Below are 14,426 nucleotides of genomic sequence, written 5' to 3'. Positions count from 1 at the left end.
CGATGTGTCTGGGCATTCCGGGCCGGGTGGTGGAGATCCACGACCGTGCGGGACTGCGGATGGCCACGGTCGACTTCGGCGGGGTCCGCCGTGAGGCGTGCCTGGCCTACACACCCGATGCCGGCGTGGGCACGTATGTGGTGATCCATGTGGGGTTCGCCATCACCACGGTCGACGAGGCCGAGGCGGAGCGGACCCTGGACGTGCTGCGGGCCATGGCCGATGCGGTGGAGGGGGAACTCGGGGAGCCGCTGCCCCGCTCCCGCTGACCTACGGAAAGCGGCCGCCCGTGCGGCCCCCGCACACCGCGGGCCATGCTGGAAGGCGAGGAGGCGACCGTGCCATGACCCGTACCCCGGAGTCGCCGGCCACCGCGGTGTACGCGCTGCTGGCCGACGGGACGACCGTGCGGGTCAGGCCCGTCATGCCGGCCGACCGCGCGGCGGTCTTCCGGCTCTACGAGCACATGTCCCCCGAGAACTTGCGGTTGCGGTTCTTCTCCTCCGGCCCCCGCGTCGCGCAGCAGGCGGCGGACGCCCTGTGCCTGGGCGCCGGGCCGGGAGACCGGGCTCTGCTGGCCGAGGCGGACGGTGACATCGTGGGACTGGCCGAGTACCACGCGACCCCCACCGATCCGCCCGGAGGCAGACCGACCGCCGCCGAGGTCGCCCTCGCCGTGGCGGACGACTGGCACCACCGTGGCGTCGGAACGCTCCTGCTGGAACACCTCGTCGACCTCGCGCGTGCCGAGGGGATCCGGGAGCTGACGGCCGACGCGCTGAGCGAGAACATGCGCGTCGTCAAGGTCTTCGCCGACCTCGGGCTCCCCGTACGACGGCGTTTCGAGGGACCGGAGGTCCGCGTCAGGGTGTCGCTGGCGCCGGACGAGCACTATCTGACGGCCCTCGACACGCGGGGACGCGCCGCCGACGTCGCCAGCCTCCGGCCGTTGCTGCGGCCCGGCTCGGTCGCCGTGGTGGGCGCCGGTCACCGCCCCGGGTCCGTGGGACGGGCGATTCTGCGCAACCTGCGGGCCAACGGCTTCACCGGCCCGGTGCACGTCGTCAACCCGCACGGCCCGGCCCTCGACGGCCTGCCCTGCCACCCCGCCGTCTCCGGCCTGCCGGAGACCCCGGACCTGGCCGTGCTGGCCGTCCCCGCGCACGCGGTGCCCGCCGTCGCCGAGGAGTGCGGCGTCCGCGGGGTGCGGGCGCTGGCGGTGGTGACGTCCGGGCTCGACGCGGCCCAGGCGGCAGGGCTGCGGGCGGCCTGCCGCCGGCACGGCATGCGAGTCGTCGGGCCCAACTGCCTGGGCCTGGCCAACACGGAGAAGGACGTCCGGCTGGACGCGACGTTCGCCGCCCGCTTCCCGCTGCCGGGCACGGCCGGCGTCGCCACCCAGTCGGGCGGTGTCGGCATCGCCCTGCTCGACGGGCTGTCCCGGCTGGGGATCGGCGTGTCGACGTTCGTCTCGCTCGGGGACAAGTACGACGTGAGCGGCAACGACCTGCTCCAGTGGTGGGAGGAGGACGGGCGTACCGATCTGGCGGTGCTGCACCTGGAGTCGTTCGGCAACCCCCGCGCCTTCTCCCGTACCGCGCGGCGGGTGAGCAGGCGTATGCCGGTGCTCACGGTCGACGCGGGGCGGTCGGAGGCCGGGCGCCGTGCGGCGGCCTCGCACACGGCCGCTGCCGCCACGCCGACGATGACCCGGCAGGCGCTCTTCCACCAGGCGGGTGTCATCGCCACCCGGACCATCGGGGAACTGCTGGACACGGTGGCGCTGCTGCACGCCCAGCCGCCGCCCGCCGGCGATCGCGTGGTGGTGGTCACCAATGCAGGCGGCGTGGGCGTGCTGGCCGCCGACGCGTGCAGCGAGGCCGGGCTGAGCGTACGTCCGCTGGAGCCCGCCCTGGCGGCGGAGGTCGCGGCCGTCCTGCCGGAGGGCGCGGCGGTCGGCAATCCGGTCGACGCGACCGCCGCCGTGCCGGAGGAACGCCTGCGTGCCTGCGTGGATCTGCTGGCGGCGCACCGGGACGTCGACGCCGTGCTGGGCGTCCTGGTCCCGACGGCCCTGGCCGCAGCCACCGGCGACGATCCGGTGCGGGCGTTCACCCACGCCCCGGCACGGGCACCGTGCACGACGGCGCTCGTCCTGGTGGACCGGTCCGCGCGCGTGGAGTTGCTGCCGGCCGAGCGCGGTGGTGCCGTGCCCGCGTACGCCGATGCGCAGGACGCGGCCCGCGCCCTCTCGTACGCGGTGGCCTACGCCCGGCGCCGGAGCCTCCCGCAGAGCCTGCCGCCGGAGCCGTCCGGCATCGACGTCGAAGGGGCCCGGGCGGACGTGGCCGCGTGGCTCGCCGAACGGCCTGAAGGCGGTTGGCTCGACCCGGTCCAGTGCGCGCGGCTCCTCACGCACTACGGCATTCCGCAGGTCGCCTGGGAGTGGGTGTGCGACGAGGAGACGGCCGTGGCGGCGGCCGGGCGGCTGGCAGGCCCGGGCGGCCGGGTCGTCCTCAAGGCCCACTGGCCGGGCCTGGTGCACAAGACCGACGAGGGCGCCGTCCGCCTCGACCTCCAGGGCGAGGAGCGGGTACGGGCCGCCTACCGCGACCTCGTGGACCGCTTCGGCGACCGGCTCTCCGGCGTGGTGGTGCAGCCGCAGGCCCCGCACGTCCTGGAGCTGGTGGCGGGCGTCGTCCAGGACCCGGTCTTCGGTCCGCTCGTGCTCTTCGGCCAGGGCGGCACGGCCACCGACGTGCTGGCCGACCACGCCGCGCGCCTCGCCCCGCTCACCACCTACGACCTCGACGACCTCATCACCTCGCCGCGCTGCTCCGTCCTCCTGTCGGGCCGCCACGGCGGCGTCCCCGTCGACCTCGGAGCCCTCGAACACCTGCTGTCGTGCCTGTCCCGGATGGCCTGCGACCTGCCCCAGCTCGCCGAGGCCGACCTCAATCCCGTGGTGGCCTGCCCGGACGGCGTCATGGCGCTGGACGCCCGCGTGCGGCTGGAGCCCCACCAGGCGTACGACCCGTACCTGCGACGTCTGCGCTGAGACCGGCGCCCGGATGGCCCGCACCCCTACCGGCGCGCTCGGCGTGCGGCCCGTCGAGGGTGTGTCCAGGCTGAAGGGAGCACCTCACCGAGCGAGCAGGAGATGCCATGCCCTCCGCGACGGCACCGCCGGACGCCGGCAGCACGCCCTGCGTGCTGGACCTGGAAGGCATCGGGGCCCTCGTGCGGGAGCTGCGCGCCCGGGGCCGGACGGTGATCGGTCCGACCGAGCGGGACGGCGCCATCGTGCTGGCCGAGCTGGAATCCGCCGACGAGTTGCCCTACGGCTGGGGAGTGGAGCTGGAGGGCGGCTACTACCGGATCGAGCGGCGGACCGACGCCGCCGCATTCGCCCACAGCGCCGGCCCCCAGTCGTGGAAGAACTTCCTGCATCCCGAGCGGGTGCGGCAGTGGACCGCCGACCGCGCTCCCGACGGCGGGATGACGGTCCGTGCCGAACGCCCCGAGCCCACCTCGTTCGCCTTCCTGGGCGTACGGCCCTGCGATTTGAGGGCCATCCGGATCCAGGACCGCGTCATGCTCGGCGGCCGGCACCGGGACGACGCCTACGAGGAACGCCGTACCGGCGCGTTCCTGATCGTGGTCGAGTGCACCGAGCCGGGCGCCACCTGCTTCTGCGTCTCCATGGGCACCGGCCCCGCCGCGCAGCCCGGCTACGACCTGGCGCTGACCGAGGTGCTGGACGACGCCGGGCACCGCTTCCTGGCCCGCGCCGGCACCGAGGAGGGCGCGGAGATCCTGGAGAGCCTGCCGCGCCGGCCCGCCGACGACCTGACGCGCACCCGGGCCCGCGAGGACGTCGAGGCCGCCGCCGGGCGGATGGGCCGCACCATGCCGGACGTCGACCTGCGCGCGCTGCTCGCCGGCACGCTGGAGGCCGAGCGCTGGAACGACGTCGCCGCGCGCTGCCTGACCTGCGGCAACTGCACCATGGCCTGCCCGACGTGCTTCTGCACCACCACCGAGGACGTCACCGACCTGACCGGCGACCACGCCGAACGCTGGCGGCGCTGGGAATCCTGCTACGACCTGGACTTCACGCACCTGCCCGGCGGTTCGGTCCGGAGTACCGGTCGCAGCCGGTACCGCCAGTGGCTCACCCACAAACTGGGTACCTGGTGGGACCAGTTCGACAGCTCCGGCTGCGTGGGCTGCGGCCGCTGCATCGTGTGGTGTCCGGTCGCCATCGACATCACCGAGGAAGCCCACGCCCTGCACCAGGAATCCCTCGACCGCGAAGCCGGGAGAAAGGACGGAGCGCCGTGAAGCGCACCGGTGTCCTCGACGCCATCCCCCAAGGCCCCCGTGAACGGCTGATGGAGCTGGGCCGCGAGGTGTCGTTCCCCGCGGGCACGAGGATCTTCGAGGAGGGCGGCAGGGCGGACCGGTTCTGGGTGATCCGCTCCGGGACGGTCAGCCTCGACGTCCATGTGCCGGGACGCCGGGCCGCGGTCGTCGAGACCCTCGGGGCGGGGCGGCTGGTCGGGTGGTCCTGGCTGTGCCCGCCGCACCAGTGGCACCTGGGCGCCGAGGCGACGACCCCTGTGGCCGCCTGGGAATTCGACGCGGCCGAGGTCCACGCCCTGCGCGAAGGCGACCCCGAACTCGACCGCGCGCTGCTCACCTGCGTCGTGGAGGTCATCGGCGAACGTCTGCGGGCCGCCCGCACCCGGCTGCTCGACCTCTACGGCCCGTACGGGAGCGGGCCGACACGGTGACCGCCGTCCCCCTCCCCTACCGGGTGGTGGGCAACCGGCCCGAGACCACCGACACCCGCACGATCGAGCTGCGGCCGGCCGGCGGCGGGCTTCCCGCCTTCGCCCCGGGGCAGTTCGCGATGCTCTACGCCTTCGGGGTCGGCGAGATCCCGGTGTCCGTCGCCGGTCTGCGGGACGGCACCCTGACCCACACCCTCCGCGGGGTGGGCGCGGTGTCGCGCGCCCTGTGCGCCGTCCGCCCGGGCACGCAGGTCGGAGTGCGGGGCCCCTTCGGCACCGGCTGGGACCTGCCGGCCGCCGCCGGACGCGACCTCCTCGTGGTGGCGGGCGGCATCGGCCTGGCCCCGCTGCGGCCCCTCGTCCAGGCGGCGTTGTCCATGCCCCGCGACCACGGCCGGCTGAACGTCCTCGTCGGCGCCCGCACGCCCGGGGACCTGCTGTACCGGGAGGAGCTGGACGGCTGGGGGCGGCCGTACTGCGGAGTGACGGTGGACCGCGCGGGTCCGGAGTGGACCGGGCACGTCGGCGTGGTGACCACCCTGCTGGACCAGGCGGCGTTCACCCCGCACGAGACCACGGCCTTCGTCTGCGGCCCCGAGGTCATGATCCGCGCCACTGCCCGCGAGCTGCTCCATCGCGGCGTCCCGGCGCAGCACATCCGCGTCTCCCTCGAACGCAACATGCACTGCGCGACCGGCCACTGCGGCCACTGCCAGCTCGGCCCCCTGCTCCTGTGCCGGGACGGGCCCGTCATCGGCTACGACCGCGCCGAGCCCCTGCTCGCCGTACGGGAGCTGTGAGATGACCGAGCCGCCCGTACGCCCCCGGCCCCGGCTCGGCGTGTTCAAGTTCGCCTCCTGCGACGGCTGTCAGCTGACCCTGCTGGACTGCGAGGACGAGCTGCTGCCGCTGGCCGCCGAGATCGAGATCGCCCACTTCGTCGAGGCGTCGAGCGACATCCGGCCGGGCCCGTACGACCTGTCCCTCGTCGAGGGATCGGTCTCCACCCCGGAACACCTCGAACGCGTCCGGCGCATCCGCGCCGAATCACGCCACCTGGTGACCATCGGCGCCTGCGCCACGGCGGGCGGTGTCCAGGCCCTGCGCAACTTCGCCGACGTCGCCGAATTCCGCGCGACCGTCTACGCGAAACCCGAGTACATCGAGACCCTCGCCACCTCCACCCCGATCTCGGCCCACGTCCCCGTCGACTTCGAGCTGCGCGGCTGCCCCATCGACCGCGGGCAGCTGATCGAGGTCATCACCGCCTTCCTCGCCGACCGCCGCCCGGACATCCCCGACCACAGCGTCTGCTTCGCCTGCAAACGACGCGGCACCACCTGCCTCCCCGTCGCACACGGCATCCCCTGTCTGGGGCCGGTGACGCACGCGGGATGCGGGGCGCTGTGCCCGGCCTACGGGCGGGGCTGCTACGGCTGCTTCGGGCCGTCGGGCTCGACGAACATGCCCGCGATGATCCCGCTGCTCCGCAGTGACGGCATGAGCGACGACGACATCCTCCGCTTCCTGCACACCTTCAACGTCCACGACTTCGCCGCGATCGAACCACCCGGCGTACTCGGCACAGAGGGGACACCCTCATGACGCACCGCGGCTCGCGCGTTCTGCACGTCGGCGCCCTCGCCCGTGTCGAGGGGGAAGGAGCACTGCGCCTGTGGATCGGCGACGGCACCGTCACCCGGGCCGAGCTGAGCATCTACGAGCCGCCGCGCTTCTTCGAGGCGTTCCTGCGCGGCCGCCGGCACACCGAACCACCGGACATCACGTCCCGCGTGTGCGGCATCTGCCCCGTCGCCTACCAGACGAGCGCCTGCCACGCGATCGAGGACGTCTGCGGCGTCACCGTCGACGGGCAACTGGCCGCGCTGCGGCGGCTGCTGTACTGCGGCGAGTGGATCGAGAGCCACACCCTGCACATCTATCTGCTCCACGCACCCGACTTCCTCGGCTGCGGCAACGCGATCGAACTCTCCCGGACCCACCGCGCCGACGTCGAGCGGGGACTGCGGCTCAAGCAGGCCGGCAACAGCATCATGGAATTCCTCGGCGGCCGTTCCATCCACCCCGTCAACGTCCGTGTCGGCGGCTTCCACCGCACCCCCACGCGTACGGAACTCCGCCCCCTGGCCGAGCGTCTGCGGCAGGCGCGCGACGACGCGCTCGGAACCGTCGCCTGGGTGGCCGGCTTCGACTTCCCGGACGCCGAGTGCGACGCCGACCTGCTCGCCCTCTCCGCGCCGGGCACGTACGCCATCGAGACGGGCACCCCCACCGTGCTGCCCCACGGCGACGGGCACCGCACCAGGACGTTCCCCGTCGCGGACTTCACCACCCATGTGGTCGAGGAGCAGGTCCCCCACTCGACCGCGCTCCAGGCCCGGCTGGACGGCGGACGCCACCTCACCGGCGCCCTGGCCCGGTACGCCATCAGCGGCCACCGGCTGCCGCTCGCCGTCCGAGAGGCGGCCCGGGCGGCCGGACTGGCCGATCCGGCCTCCGGGGAGATCTGCCGCAATCCCTTCCGCAGCGTCGTCGTCCGCGCCGTCGAAGTCCTCTACGCCGTGGAGGAAGCGCTGCGCCTGATCGAAGCCTACGAGCGCCCGCCGCACCCCGCCGTGGACGTCCCCGCGCGGGCCGGAACGGGCCACGGCGCGACCGAGGCGCCGCGCGGCACCCTCTACCACCGCTACACCCTCGACGCCGAAGGGCTCGTCACCGATGCCTGCCTCGTCCCGCCCACCTCCCAGAACCAGGGCGCCATCGAGGAGGACCTGAGGCGGATCGTCCAGGACCGGCTGCGGCACGGCGACGCCACCGACGCCGAGCTGACCCGGCTGTGCGAACGGGCCATCCGCAATCACGACCCCTGCATCTCCTGCTCGGCCCACTTCCTCGACCTGACCGTCGAACGAGCGTGAGGAAAGCCGCGTGAAGTATCTCGACGAATACCGCGACCCGGCGCTCGCCCGCCGGCTGCTGGACGAACTCCACCGCACCGCCACCCGCCCCTGGCAGATCATGGAGGTCTGCGGCGGCCAGACCCACACCCTCGTCCGCCAGGGCATCGACGAACTCCTGCCCGCCGGCATGCGCATGATCCACGGCCCCGGCTGCCCGGTCTGCGTCACCCCGCTGGAGACCCTCGACCGGGCCATGGCCATCGCCGCCCGCCCGGGGGTGATCCTGACCAGTTTCGGCGACATGCTCCGCGTCCCCGGTTCCCGCACCGATCTGCTCGCCCTGCGGGCCCGCGGCGCGGACGTACGCGTCGTCTACACCCCCATGGACGCGGTCGAACTCGCCGAGGAGCATCCGGACCGGGACGTCGTGTTCCTCGCCGTCGGCTTCGAGACCACGGCCCCCGCCAACGCCATGGCCGTACTGCACGCCTCCCGCCTCGGGCTGCGCAACTTCAGCATGCTGGTGAGCCACGTCCTCGTACCGCCCGCCATGACGGCGCTGCTGGAGTCGCCCGAGTGCGAGGTCCAGGCGTTCCTGGCGGCCGGGCACGTGTGCGCGGTCATGGGGTGGACGGAGTACGAACCCATCGTCGCCCGCTACCGGGTACCCGTCGTCGTCACCGGCTTCGAACCGCTCGACCTGCTCGAAGGCATCCTCATGGCCACACGGCAGCTCGAGGACGGCAGGGCCGGGATCGAGAACCAGTACGTGCGGGCGGTGCGCCGCCGGGGCAACGGCGAGGCGCAGTCCGCCGTCGCCCGCGTCTTCCAGGTCACCGACCGGGCCTGGCGCGGCATCGGCGACCTCCCCCGGAGCGGCCTGGAACTCCGCCCGGAATTCGCCGCGTTCGACGCCGCGCGGCGGTACGACGTCGACGGCCTGCACTCGGCGGAGCACCCCGAGTGCATCGCCGGCGGCATCCTCACAGGCGCGCGGCTGCCCACCGACTGCACCGCCTACGGAACCCGCTGCACGCCCCGCCACCCGCTCGGCGCGCCCATGGTGTCGGCCGAGGGCACCTGCGCGGCGTTCCACGCGGCGGGGCGCGTCGCCACCCCTGCCGGGAAGGGCTCGTCCTCATGATCACCGAATGCCCCGTACCCCGCGCGGAGACCGAGCGGGTCCTCCTCGGTCACGGCGCCGGCGGGCGGCTCACCGCGGAACTCCTGGAGCACACGGTCCTTCCGGCCTTCGGCGGGGCCGAAGGCCCGTTGGAGGACGCCTCGGTCCTGCCCGGGCTCGGCGAACTCGTGATGACCACGGACGGCTTCGTCGTCAGCCCGCTGTTCTTCCCCGGCGGCGACATCGGTTCGCTCGCCGTCCACGGCACCGTCAACGACCTGGCGATGCGCGGCGCCGGGCCCGTCGCCCTGTCGGTGGCCCTGATCGTCGAGGAAGGACTCGAACTGGAGCGGTTGGAGGCCGTACTGCGTTCGCTGGGCAAGGCGGCCCGGGACGTGGGCGTGCCGGTGATCACCGGGGACACCAAGGTCGTGGGCCGGGGCGCGGCCGACCAGGTGTTCATCACCACGACCGGCATCGGCAGACGCCTCCCCGGCCTCTCCCCTTCCGCCGCCGGTGCCCGTCCGGGCGACGCCGTGCTGCTGTCGGGCCCCATCGGTCTGCACGGCACGGCTGTGCTCAGTACCCGGGAGGGCCTGGGCTTCGAAGCCGACATCGCCTCCGACACCCGCCCCCTCCACCGCCTGGTGGCGGCCCTCGCTCCGCTCGGCGACCGGCTGCACGTCCTGCGTGACCCCACCCGCGGCGGACTGGCCGCCGCACTCAACGAGGTCGCACGCGACTCGGGAGTGACGGTCGACATCGACGAGCGCGCCGTACCGGTGCCGGAGCCGGTCGCTGCGGCGTGCGACATCCTCGGGCTGGACCCCCTGCACGTGGCCAACGAAGGCTGCATGATCGCCTTCGTCGCGCCCGGCGCCGCCGACGCGGCTCTCACCGCATTGCGCTCCTTGCCGGAGGGCGGCGGCGCCGTGCGGATCGGGGACGTCCTGCCGGCCGACGGCCACCCCGGCCGTGTCGCCATGCGGACCGTCGTGGGCGCCCGTCGCGTGGTGGACATGCCGCTCGGCGAGCAGCTGCCCCGCATCTGCTGAGCCACCGCACCGAGGGACCATGGAGGTGAGACACCAGGGCAAGCACGCCCCGGCCCCGGATGACGTGGGGAAGTGAATCGATGATGTTCTGGTACCACCATGGCGTCGGCGGCTGGGGCCTGTTCGCGATGACGGTGGGCATGGTCCTGTTCTGGGCGCTGATCATCACCGTCGCGGTCCTGCTCTTCCGAGCGCTCGCGCGTCCGTCGCACGGCGGTCAGTTCACCGGCTGGCAGAAGGGCCCGGCACCCGGCCACGCCGAGCAGATCCTCGCCGAGCGGTACGCCCGCGGCGAGATCGACGAGGAGGAGTACGCGCGACGCCTGGCCACCCTGAGGGGCTCTCCGCCCGGCGCTGCCGGACGATGACGCGCCGCCGTCACCGCCCTGTCCGGCCTCTTTCGCCGGTCCCGGGCGGGACAAGCGTGTTGCCGCCGGTCCGGCCGGCGAGGTGATCCGCGATGTTCCGGGCGGTGGTCTCGACGATCTGGCCGACCGCATCCCGGCTGAAGTAGCCCTGGTGGGAGGTGACCAGGACGTTGCCGAAGGTCATGAGCCGGGCGAGGGTGTCGTCCGTCATCACCTCCAGCGACTTGTCGAAGAAGAAGACACCGGCCTCCTCCTCGTACACGTCCAGACCCACGCCCAGAAGCCGCCCGGCGAGCAGGGTACCGACCAGCGCGTGGGCGTCGACGAGCCCGCCTCTGCTGGTGTTGATCAGGATGGCGTCGTCCTTCATGAGCGCCAGCGCCGCAGCGTCCACCACGTGGTGGGTCTCCGGCAGCAGAGGTGCATGAAGGCTCAGCAGATCGGACTCGGCGAACAACCGGTCCCGTTCGACGTACTCGACGCCCAGCGCGCGGCACTCGTCGTTCGGCGCCACGTCGTGGCCGAGCAGCCGCATGCCGAAGCCTGCGGCGATGCGGGCGAACGCGGTGCCGATCTTGCCGGTGCCCAGGATGCCGGCGGTCCGCCCGTGGAAGTCCCGGCCCATGAGCCCGTCCAGCCGGAAGTCGAAGTCCCGGGTGCGGGTCACCGCCCGCGGGATCCCGCGGTTGACCGCCAGGGCCAGCGCCCAGGCGAACTCCGCCACCGAATACGGCGAGTACCACGACACCCGGGACACCGCCAGGCCGAGCGCCCGCGCCGCCGTCAGGTCGATGTTGTTGTAGCCGGTGGCACGCTGGGTGACCAGCTCGGTGCCGCCGTCGGCGAGGATCCGCAGCACTTCCTCGTCCAGGACGTCATTGACGCTGCTGCACACCACCCGGCGGCCGGCCGCCGTCGCGGCCGTGTCCCGGTTGAGGATCAGATCCAGGCAGCGCAGGTCGTGCGCCTCGCCCAGTGCCCGTTCCAGCAGTGGCCGCTCGTCGGCGGTCACCCCGTACGCGACGACTCCCACCATGGGTCCCGCCCTTCCGTAGCCGGTGCTCGGCACCCATGATTCCCCGCATTCCGGACAGCGCCATGGGCCGGACCGCCCATCAGCGTGACGACCGGCCCATAGGAGATCTCCCGCCCGGCGAGGGATCGTGGAAGGAGAAGACCGTCCGACGACGGCACTCGCAGAGGAGGCCACCATGGCAAGCACGCCCGCCCCGCGGCACCGGTCCGGGCTTCCCGAGCTGATGGAATGGCTGGGCTCGGGATTCCCCGTCGTACCGATGGCCGCCTGGGGAAGCGCCCACACCATCCCGATCGAGGTCTCGGACAGCGGTGAGCAGTACGTCCTGCGCGCCGAGCTGCCCGGCGTCGATCCCGAGAAGGACATCGAGATCACGACCGAGGGCGACACCCTCACGGTCCGGGCCGAGCACAGCGAGAGCACGGAGGGCAAGCGCCACTCGGAATTCCGGTACGGCTCATTCGAGCGCACGGTGCGGCTGCCGTTCCCCATCCCGGACGACGGCCTCACGGCCGAGTACCGGGACGGCATCCTGACCGTGATCGTCCCCCGCGCGGCCGAAAAGGAACGCGCCCCGCGCAGGATCCCCGTACGGCGCACCGACTGACGGGAAAGCGGCTGGTCACAGCACTGGCGGTGCGCTCCTGGGAGTGGTGTCATGGAAGTGGCGGGAGGACCCGCAAGAGACGCGGGGAAGCGGCTCGCGGCCGTGCACCGCGCAATCGGGATCCGCGAGAAGCGGATGGGCCCTCCCGTTCATGACGCCCGGTGATCGGAACCCCCCGCGGAGGAGGTCATCGTGACGCGACCGGTGGCCGTGGGCGTCGACGGCTCGGAGGAGAGCCTGGCCGCCGCGGCGTGGGCTGTGCGCGAGGCGGTGGCGCGGGGCGCGCCGTTGCGCATCGTGCACGCACTGGAGTGGAGGACGAGCAACCTGCAGTTCTCCCCCGGTGTCTCGGCCCAGCGCGCATGGGCGGCGGACCGGATCGAGGGGGCGCGGCAGGAGCTGGCCGAGGCGCATCCGGGCCTGCGGGTCGATGTGGACGAGGTGTCCGAGCTGCCGGCGAAGGCGCTCCTCGAAGCGGCCCGGGAGTCCCAGCTGCTCGTGCTGGGGTCACGAGGGCTCGGTGGCTTCGAGGGCTGGCTGCTGGGCTCGGTGAGCCTGGCGGTGATCGCCCATGCGGCCATACCGGTGGTGCTGGTCCGTGCCGGGGTGGAGCCGTCGGTACGCGAGGGCAACGGTCCGGTCGTGGTGGGGGTCGGGCGGGACGGTTCGTACGAACCCTTGCTGGACTTCGCCTTCCGCGCCGCGGCAGCCAGGCAGTGCGTGCTGCGGGTCGTCCACGCCCGGCAGCCGGAGGCCCCGGTCGGCAGCCGTGAGGGCGAAGAGGAACCGGGCGGGGGCTTCCCCGTGGACCGGCTGGCCCCATGGCGGCAGCAGTGGCCGGGCGTGGAAGTGGACGAGCGGCTGACGACCGGGCCGGCCGCCCAGCGCCTGATCGAGGCGGCCCGGGACGCGGACCTGCTGGTCGTCGGCCGCCGTGTGCACTGGTCGGCACTCGGTGCGCGCATCGGGCCCGTGACCCATGCCGCGGTCCACCACGTCAGGTGTCCGGTGGCGGTCGTCCCGCACAGCTGACATAAACAGGAATAGCTGGGATCTTCCGGAAGGGACCCGAACAGCATGCTGCAGCACCGCACGGTCGACGAACTCATGACCCGCAACGTGGTGCGGGTGCGCCCGGACACGCCGTTCAAGGAGATCGTCCGGGAACTCGCCCAGAACGACGTCACGGCCGTGCCGGTCGTCGACCCCGGCGGCCGGGTGGTCGGCGTGGTCTCCGAGGCCGACCTGATGCGCAAGTCGGCCGACCAGCCCGACCCCTTCGGGCGCGTACCCGTACCCAGTCTCGAGTCGTGGGAGCGGGCCAAGGCGGAAGGCGCCCGGGCCGAGGAACTGATGTCCGCTCCCCCGGTGTGCGCGCGGCCGGAGTGGAACGTGGTGGAGACCGCCCGGCTGATGACGGCGCAGAACGTCAAGCGCCTGCCGGTGGTCGACGAGACCGACAGGCTCGTCGGCATCATCAGCCGGGCCGACATCCTGCGGGTCTTCCTCCGCGAGGACGACGCCATCCGCTCCGAGATCGAACGGGACCTGCTGGCCCACACCATGGGTCTGGCCCCTTCGGCCGTGCGGGCCGAGGTGTCCGAAGGACAGGTCGTCCTCACCGGCAACGTCGAGGCCCGCAGCACCATCCCGCTCATCGAACGCCTGTGCCGCTCGGTGGACGGCGTCGTCTCGGTCCACCAGCGCCTGACGTACACGACGGACGACACCGGAGGCGGCTTCCCCGCCCCATGACCGCGCGCGGGCACCCTCACGAGGAGCCGGAGATGCACGACACGCAGCGCACCGTCAGCGACGTGATGACGCAGACCGTCGTGGCGGTCAGCCGTGATGCGCCCTACAAGGAAATCGCCAGGACGCTCGCGGAGTGGAAGGTCAGCGCCGTGCCCGTCCTGGCGGGCGAGGGCCGTGTCATCGGCGTCGTCTCCGAGGCCGACCTCCTGTCGAAGGAGGAGTACAAGGGCCGCGAGCCGGCGGACGTCACCCGGCCCGAGCAGCTCGGCGACCTGGCGAAGGCGGGTGCGCGGACCGCGGAGGACCTGATGACCACTCCCGCGGTCACCGTGCACGCAAGCGCCACCGTCGCCGAAGCCGCACGCATCATGGCCCGCAAGGGCGTCAAACGCCTGCCCGTCGTCGACGCCGAGGGCATGCTCGCCGGCATCGTCAGCCGCGCCGACCTGCTCAAGGTCTACCTCCGCAGCGACGAGGACATCGCGGAGGAGGTCCGCGACGAGGTCGTCGCCCGCCTCTTCCCCCACCGCCGCCCGACCGTCGAGGTCCGGGTGGACGAAGGTGTGGTCACCCTCTCGGGCCACCTGCCCGACGCGACGGTGATCCCACTCGTGGCACGGCTGGTCGGGGCGGTGGAGGGCGTCGTCAACGTCGACCTCCGCCTGGACGACCCGACGGCCTGAACGCCACCCGAGCGTGCACGCCGCTCTCCGGGCTCCCGGTCGGCGGCGCACGGCTGGCACGAGCCCTCACGTTCTGTTCCCC

Annotated in this window: 15 protein-coding genes; 14 read left to right on the top strand and 1 reads right to left on the bottom strand. The window is 73.1% G+C overall.

What is annotated here, in order from left to right:
* The first annotated feature begins 2 nt into the window (after positions 1-2).
* The 10 genes from AC1Z4A_RS32020 to AC1Z4A_RS31975 all read left to right on the top strand — a co-directional run bounded on the left by AC1Z4A_RS32020 (position 3) and on the right by AC1Z4A_RS31975 (position 10,263).
* Positions 3-269: a HypC/HybG/HupF family hydrogenase formation chaperone gene (locus tag AC1Z4A_RS32020; RefSeq protein WP_483683387.1), complete on the top strand. Its 267-nt coding sequence runs from the start codon at positions 3-5 to the stop codon at positions 267-269.
* A 74-nt stretch (positions 270-343) separates the two neighbouring features.
* On the top strand, positions 344-3,058 hold the full coding sequence (locus AC1Z4A_RS32015) for a bifunctional acetate--CoA ligase family protein/GNAT family N-acetyltransferase (RefSeq protein WP_483683386.1): 2,715 nt from the start codon (positions 344-346) through the stop codon (positions 3,056-3,058).
* A gap of 107 nt (positions 3,059-3,165) precedes the next feature.
* Positions 3,166-4,344 carry a 4Fe-4S dicluster domain-containing protein gene (locus AC1Z4A_RS32010; protein ID WP_483683385.1) on the top strand — a complete coding sequence of 393 codons (1,179 nt, stop codon included), beginning with the start codon at positions 3,166-3,168 and terminating at the stop codon, positions 4,342-4,344.
* A complete protein-coding gene (locus AC1Z4A_RS32005; protein WP_483683384.1) occupies positions 4,341-4,796 on the top strand; it encodes a Crp/Fnr family transcriptional regulator in 456 nt (151 codons plus the stop codon). The genes AC1Z4A_RS32010 and AC1Z4A_RS32005 overlap by 4 nt, the downstream gene beginning before the upstream one ends.
* On the top strand, positions 4,793-5,596 hold the full coding sequence (locus AC1Z4A_RS32000; RefSeq protein ID WP_483683383.1) for an FAD/NAD(P)-binding protein: 804 nt from the start codon (positions 4,793-4,795) through the stop codon (positions 5,594-5,596). The genes AC1Z4A_RS32005 and AC1Z4A_RS32000 overlap by 4 nt, the downstream gene beginning before the upstream one ends.
* 1 nt (position 5,597) lies before the next feature.
* Complete coding sequence (locus AC1Z4A_RS31995) at positions 5,598-6,401, top strand: NADH-quinone oxidoreductase subunit B family protein (protein WP_483683382.1); 804 nt, start codon at positions 5,598-5,600, stop codon at positions 6,399-6,401.
* Positions 6,398-7,735, top strand: a complete 1,338-nt coding sequence (locus tag AC1Z4A_RS31990) for a Ni/Fe hydrogenase subunit alpha (protein WP_483683381.1) — start codon at positions 6,398-6,400, stop codon at positions 7,733-7,735. The genes AC1Z4A_RS31995 and AC1Z4A_RS31990 overlap by 4 nt, the downstream gene beginning before the upstream one ends.
* A gap of 10 nt (positions 7,736-7,745) precedes the next feature.
* Complete coding sequence (hypD, locus tag AC1Z4A_RS31985) at positions 7,746-8,861, top strand: hydrogenase formation protein HypD (RefSeq protein WP_483683380.1); 1,116 nt, start codon at positions 7,746-7,748, stop codon at positions 8,859-8,861.
* A complete protein-coding gene (hypE, locus tag AC1Z4A_RS31980) occupies positions 8,858-9,895 on the top strand; it encodes a hydrogenase expression/formation protein HypE (protein WP_483683379.1) in 1,038 nt (345 codons plus the stop codon). Before hypD ends, hypE begins: the two co-directional genes overlap by 4 nt.
* 80 nt (positions 9,896-9,975) lie before the next feature.
* The gene (locus AC1Z4A_RS31975; protein ID WP_483683378.1) at positions 9,976-10,263 is read left to right on the top strand and encodes an SHOCT domain-containing protein; all 288 of its coding nucleotides are present in this window, start codon (positions 9,976-9,978) and stop codon (positions 10,261-10,263) included.
* Positions 10,264-10,273: 10 nt separating this feature from the next.
* Here AC1Z4A_RS31975 and AC1Z4A_RS31970 read toward each other — a convergent pair whose 3' ends face one another.
* Positions 10,274-11,296: a 2-hydroxyacid dehydrogenase gene (locus tag AC1Z4A_RS31970; protein ID WP_483683791.1), complete on the bottom strand. Its 1,023-nt coding sequence runs from the start codon at positions 11,294-11,296 to the stop codon at positions 10,274-10,276.
* 178 nt (positions 11,297-11,474) lie between these two features.
* On the opposite strand from AC1Z4A_RS31970, the gene AC1Z4A_RS31965 reads away from it, so the two are divergent.
* The 4 genes from AC1Z4A_RS31965 (at position 11,475) to AC1Z4A_RS31950 (ending at position 14,344) form a co-directional block, all read left to right on the top strand.
* Positions 11,475-11,906 carry an Hsp20/alpha crystallin family protein gene (locus AC1Z4A_RS31965; RefSeq protein ID WP_483683377.1) on the top strand — a complete coding sequence of 144 codons (432 nt, stop codon included), beginning with the start codon at positions 11,475-11,477 and terminating at the stop codon, positions 11,904-11,906.
* Between the two features lie 192 nt (positions 11,907-12,098).
* Positions 12,099-12,938 (top strand): universal stress protein, encoded by an 840-nt coding sequence (locus tag AC1Z4A_RS31960; protein WP_483683376.1) that lies wholly within the window; start codon positions 12,099-12,101, stop codon positions 12,936-12,938.
* 48 nt (positions 12,939-12,986) lie between these two features.
* Complete coding sequence (locus AC1Z4A_RS31955) at positions 12,987-13,661, top strand: CBS domain-containing protein (RefSeq protein ID WP_483683790.1); 675 nt, start codon at positions 12,987-12,989, stop codon at positions 13,659-13,661.
* A gap of 32 nt (positions 13,662-13,693) precedes the next feature.
* Complete coding sequence (locus AC1Z4A_RS31950; protein ID WP_483683375.1) at positions 13,694-14,344, top strand: CBS domain-containing protein; 651 nt, start codon at positions 13,694-13,696, stop codon at positions 14,342-14,344.
* The last annotated feature ends 82 nt before the right edge of the window (positions 14,345-14,426 follow it).

The organism is Streptomyces sp. 17_S59 (assembly GCF_056930295.1).
This window is presented reverse-complemented; position numbering and strand designations above follow the sequence as displayed.

Coding starts and splice junctions, on each gene's coding strand:
- AC1Z4A_RS32020 (WP_483683387.1), top strand. CDS start 3: ATGTGTCTGGGCATTCCGGGCCGGGTGGTGGAGATCCACGACCGTGCG.
- AC1Z4A_RS32015 (WP_483683386.1), top strand. CDS start 344: ATGACCCGTACCCCGGAGTCGCCGGCCACCGCGGTGTACGCGCTGCTG.
- AC1Z4A_RS32010 (WP_483683385.1), top strand. CDS start 3,166: ATGCCCTCCGCGACGGCACCGCCGGACGCCGGCAGCACGCCCTGCGTG.
- AC1Z4A_RS31995 (WP_483683382.1), top strand. CDS start 5,598: ATGACCGAGCCGCCCGTACGCCCCCGGCCCCGGCTCGGCGTGTTCAAG.
- AC1Z4A_RS31990 (WP_483683381.1), top strand. CDS start 6,398: ATGACGCACCGCGGCTCGCGCGTTCTGCACGTCGGCGCCCTCGCCCGT.
- hypE (WP_483683379.1), top strand. CDS start 8,858: ATGATCACCGAATGCCCCGTACCCCGCGCGGAGACCGAGCGGGTCCTC.
- AC1Z4A_RS31975 (WP_483683378.1), top strand. CDS start 9,976: ATGATGTTCTGGTACCACCATGGCGTCGGCGGCTGGGGCCTGTTCGCG.
- AC1Z4A_RS31965 (WP_483683377.1), top strand. CDS start 11,475: ATGGCAAGCACGCCCGCCCCGCGGCACCGGTCCGGGCTTCCCGAGCTG.
- AC1Z4A_RS31950 (WP_483683375.1), top strand. CDS start 13,694: ATGCACGACACGCAGCGCACCGTCAGCGACGTGATGACGCAGACCGTC.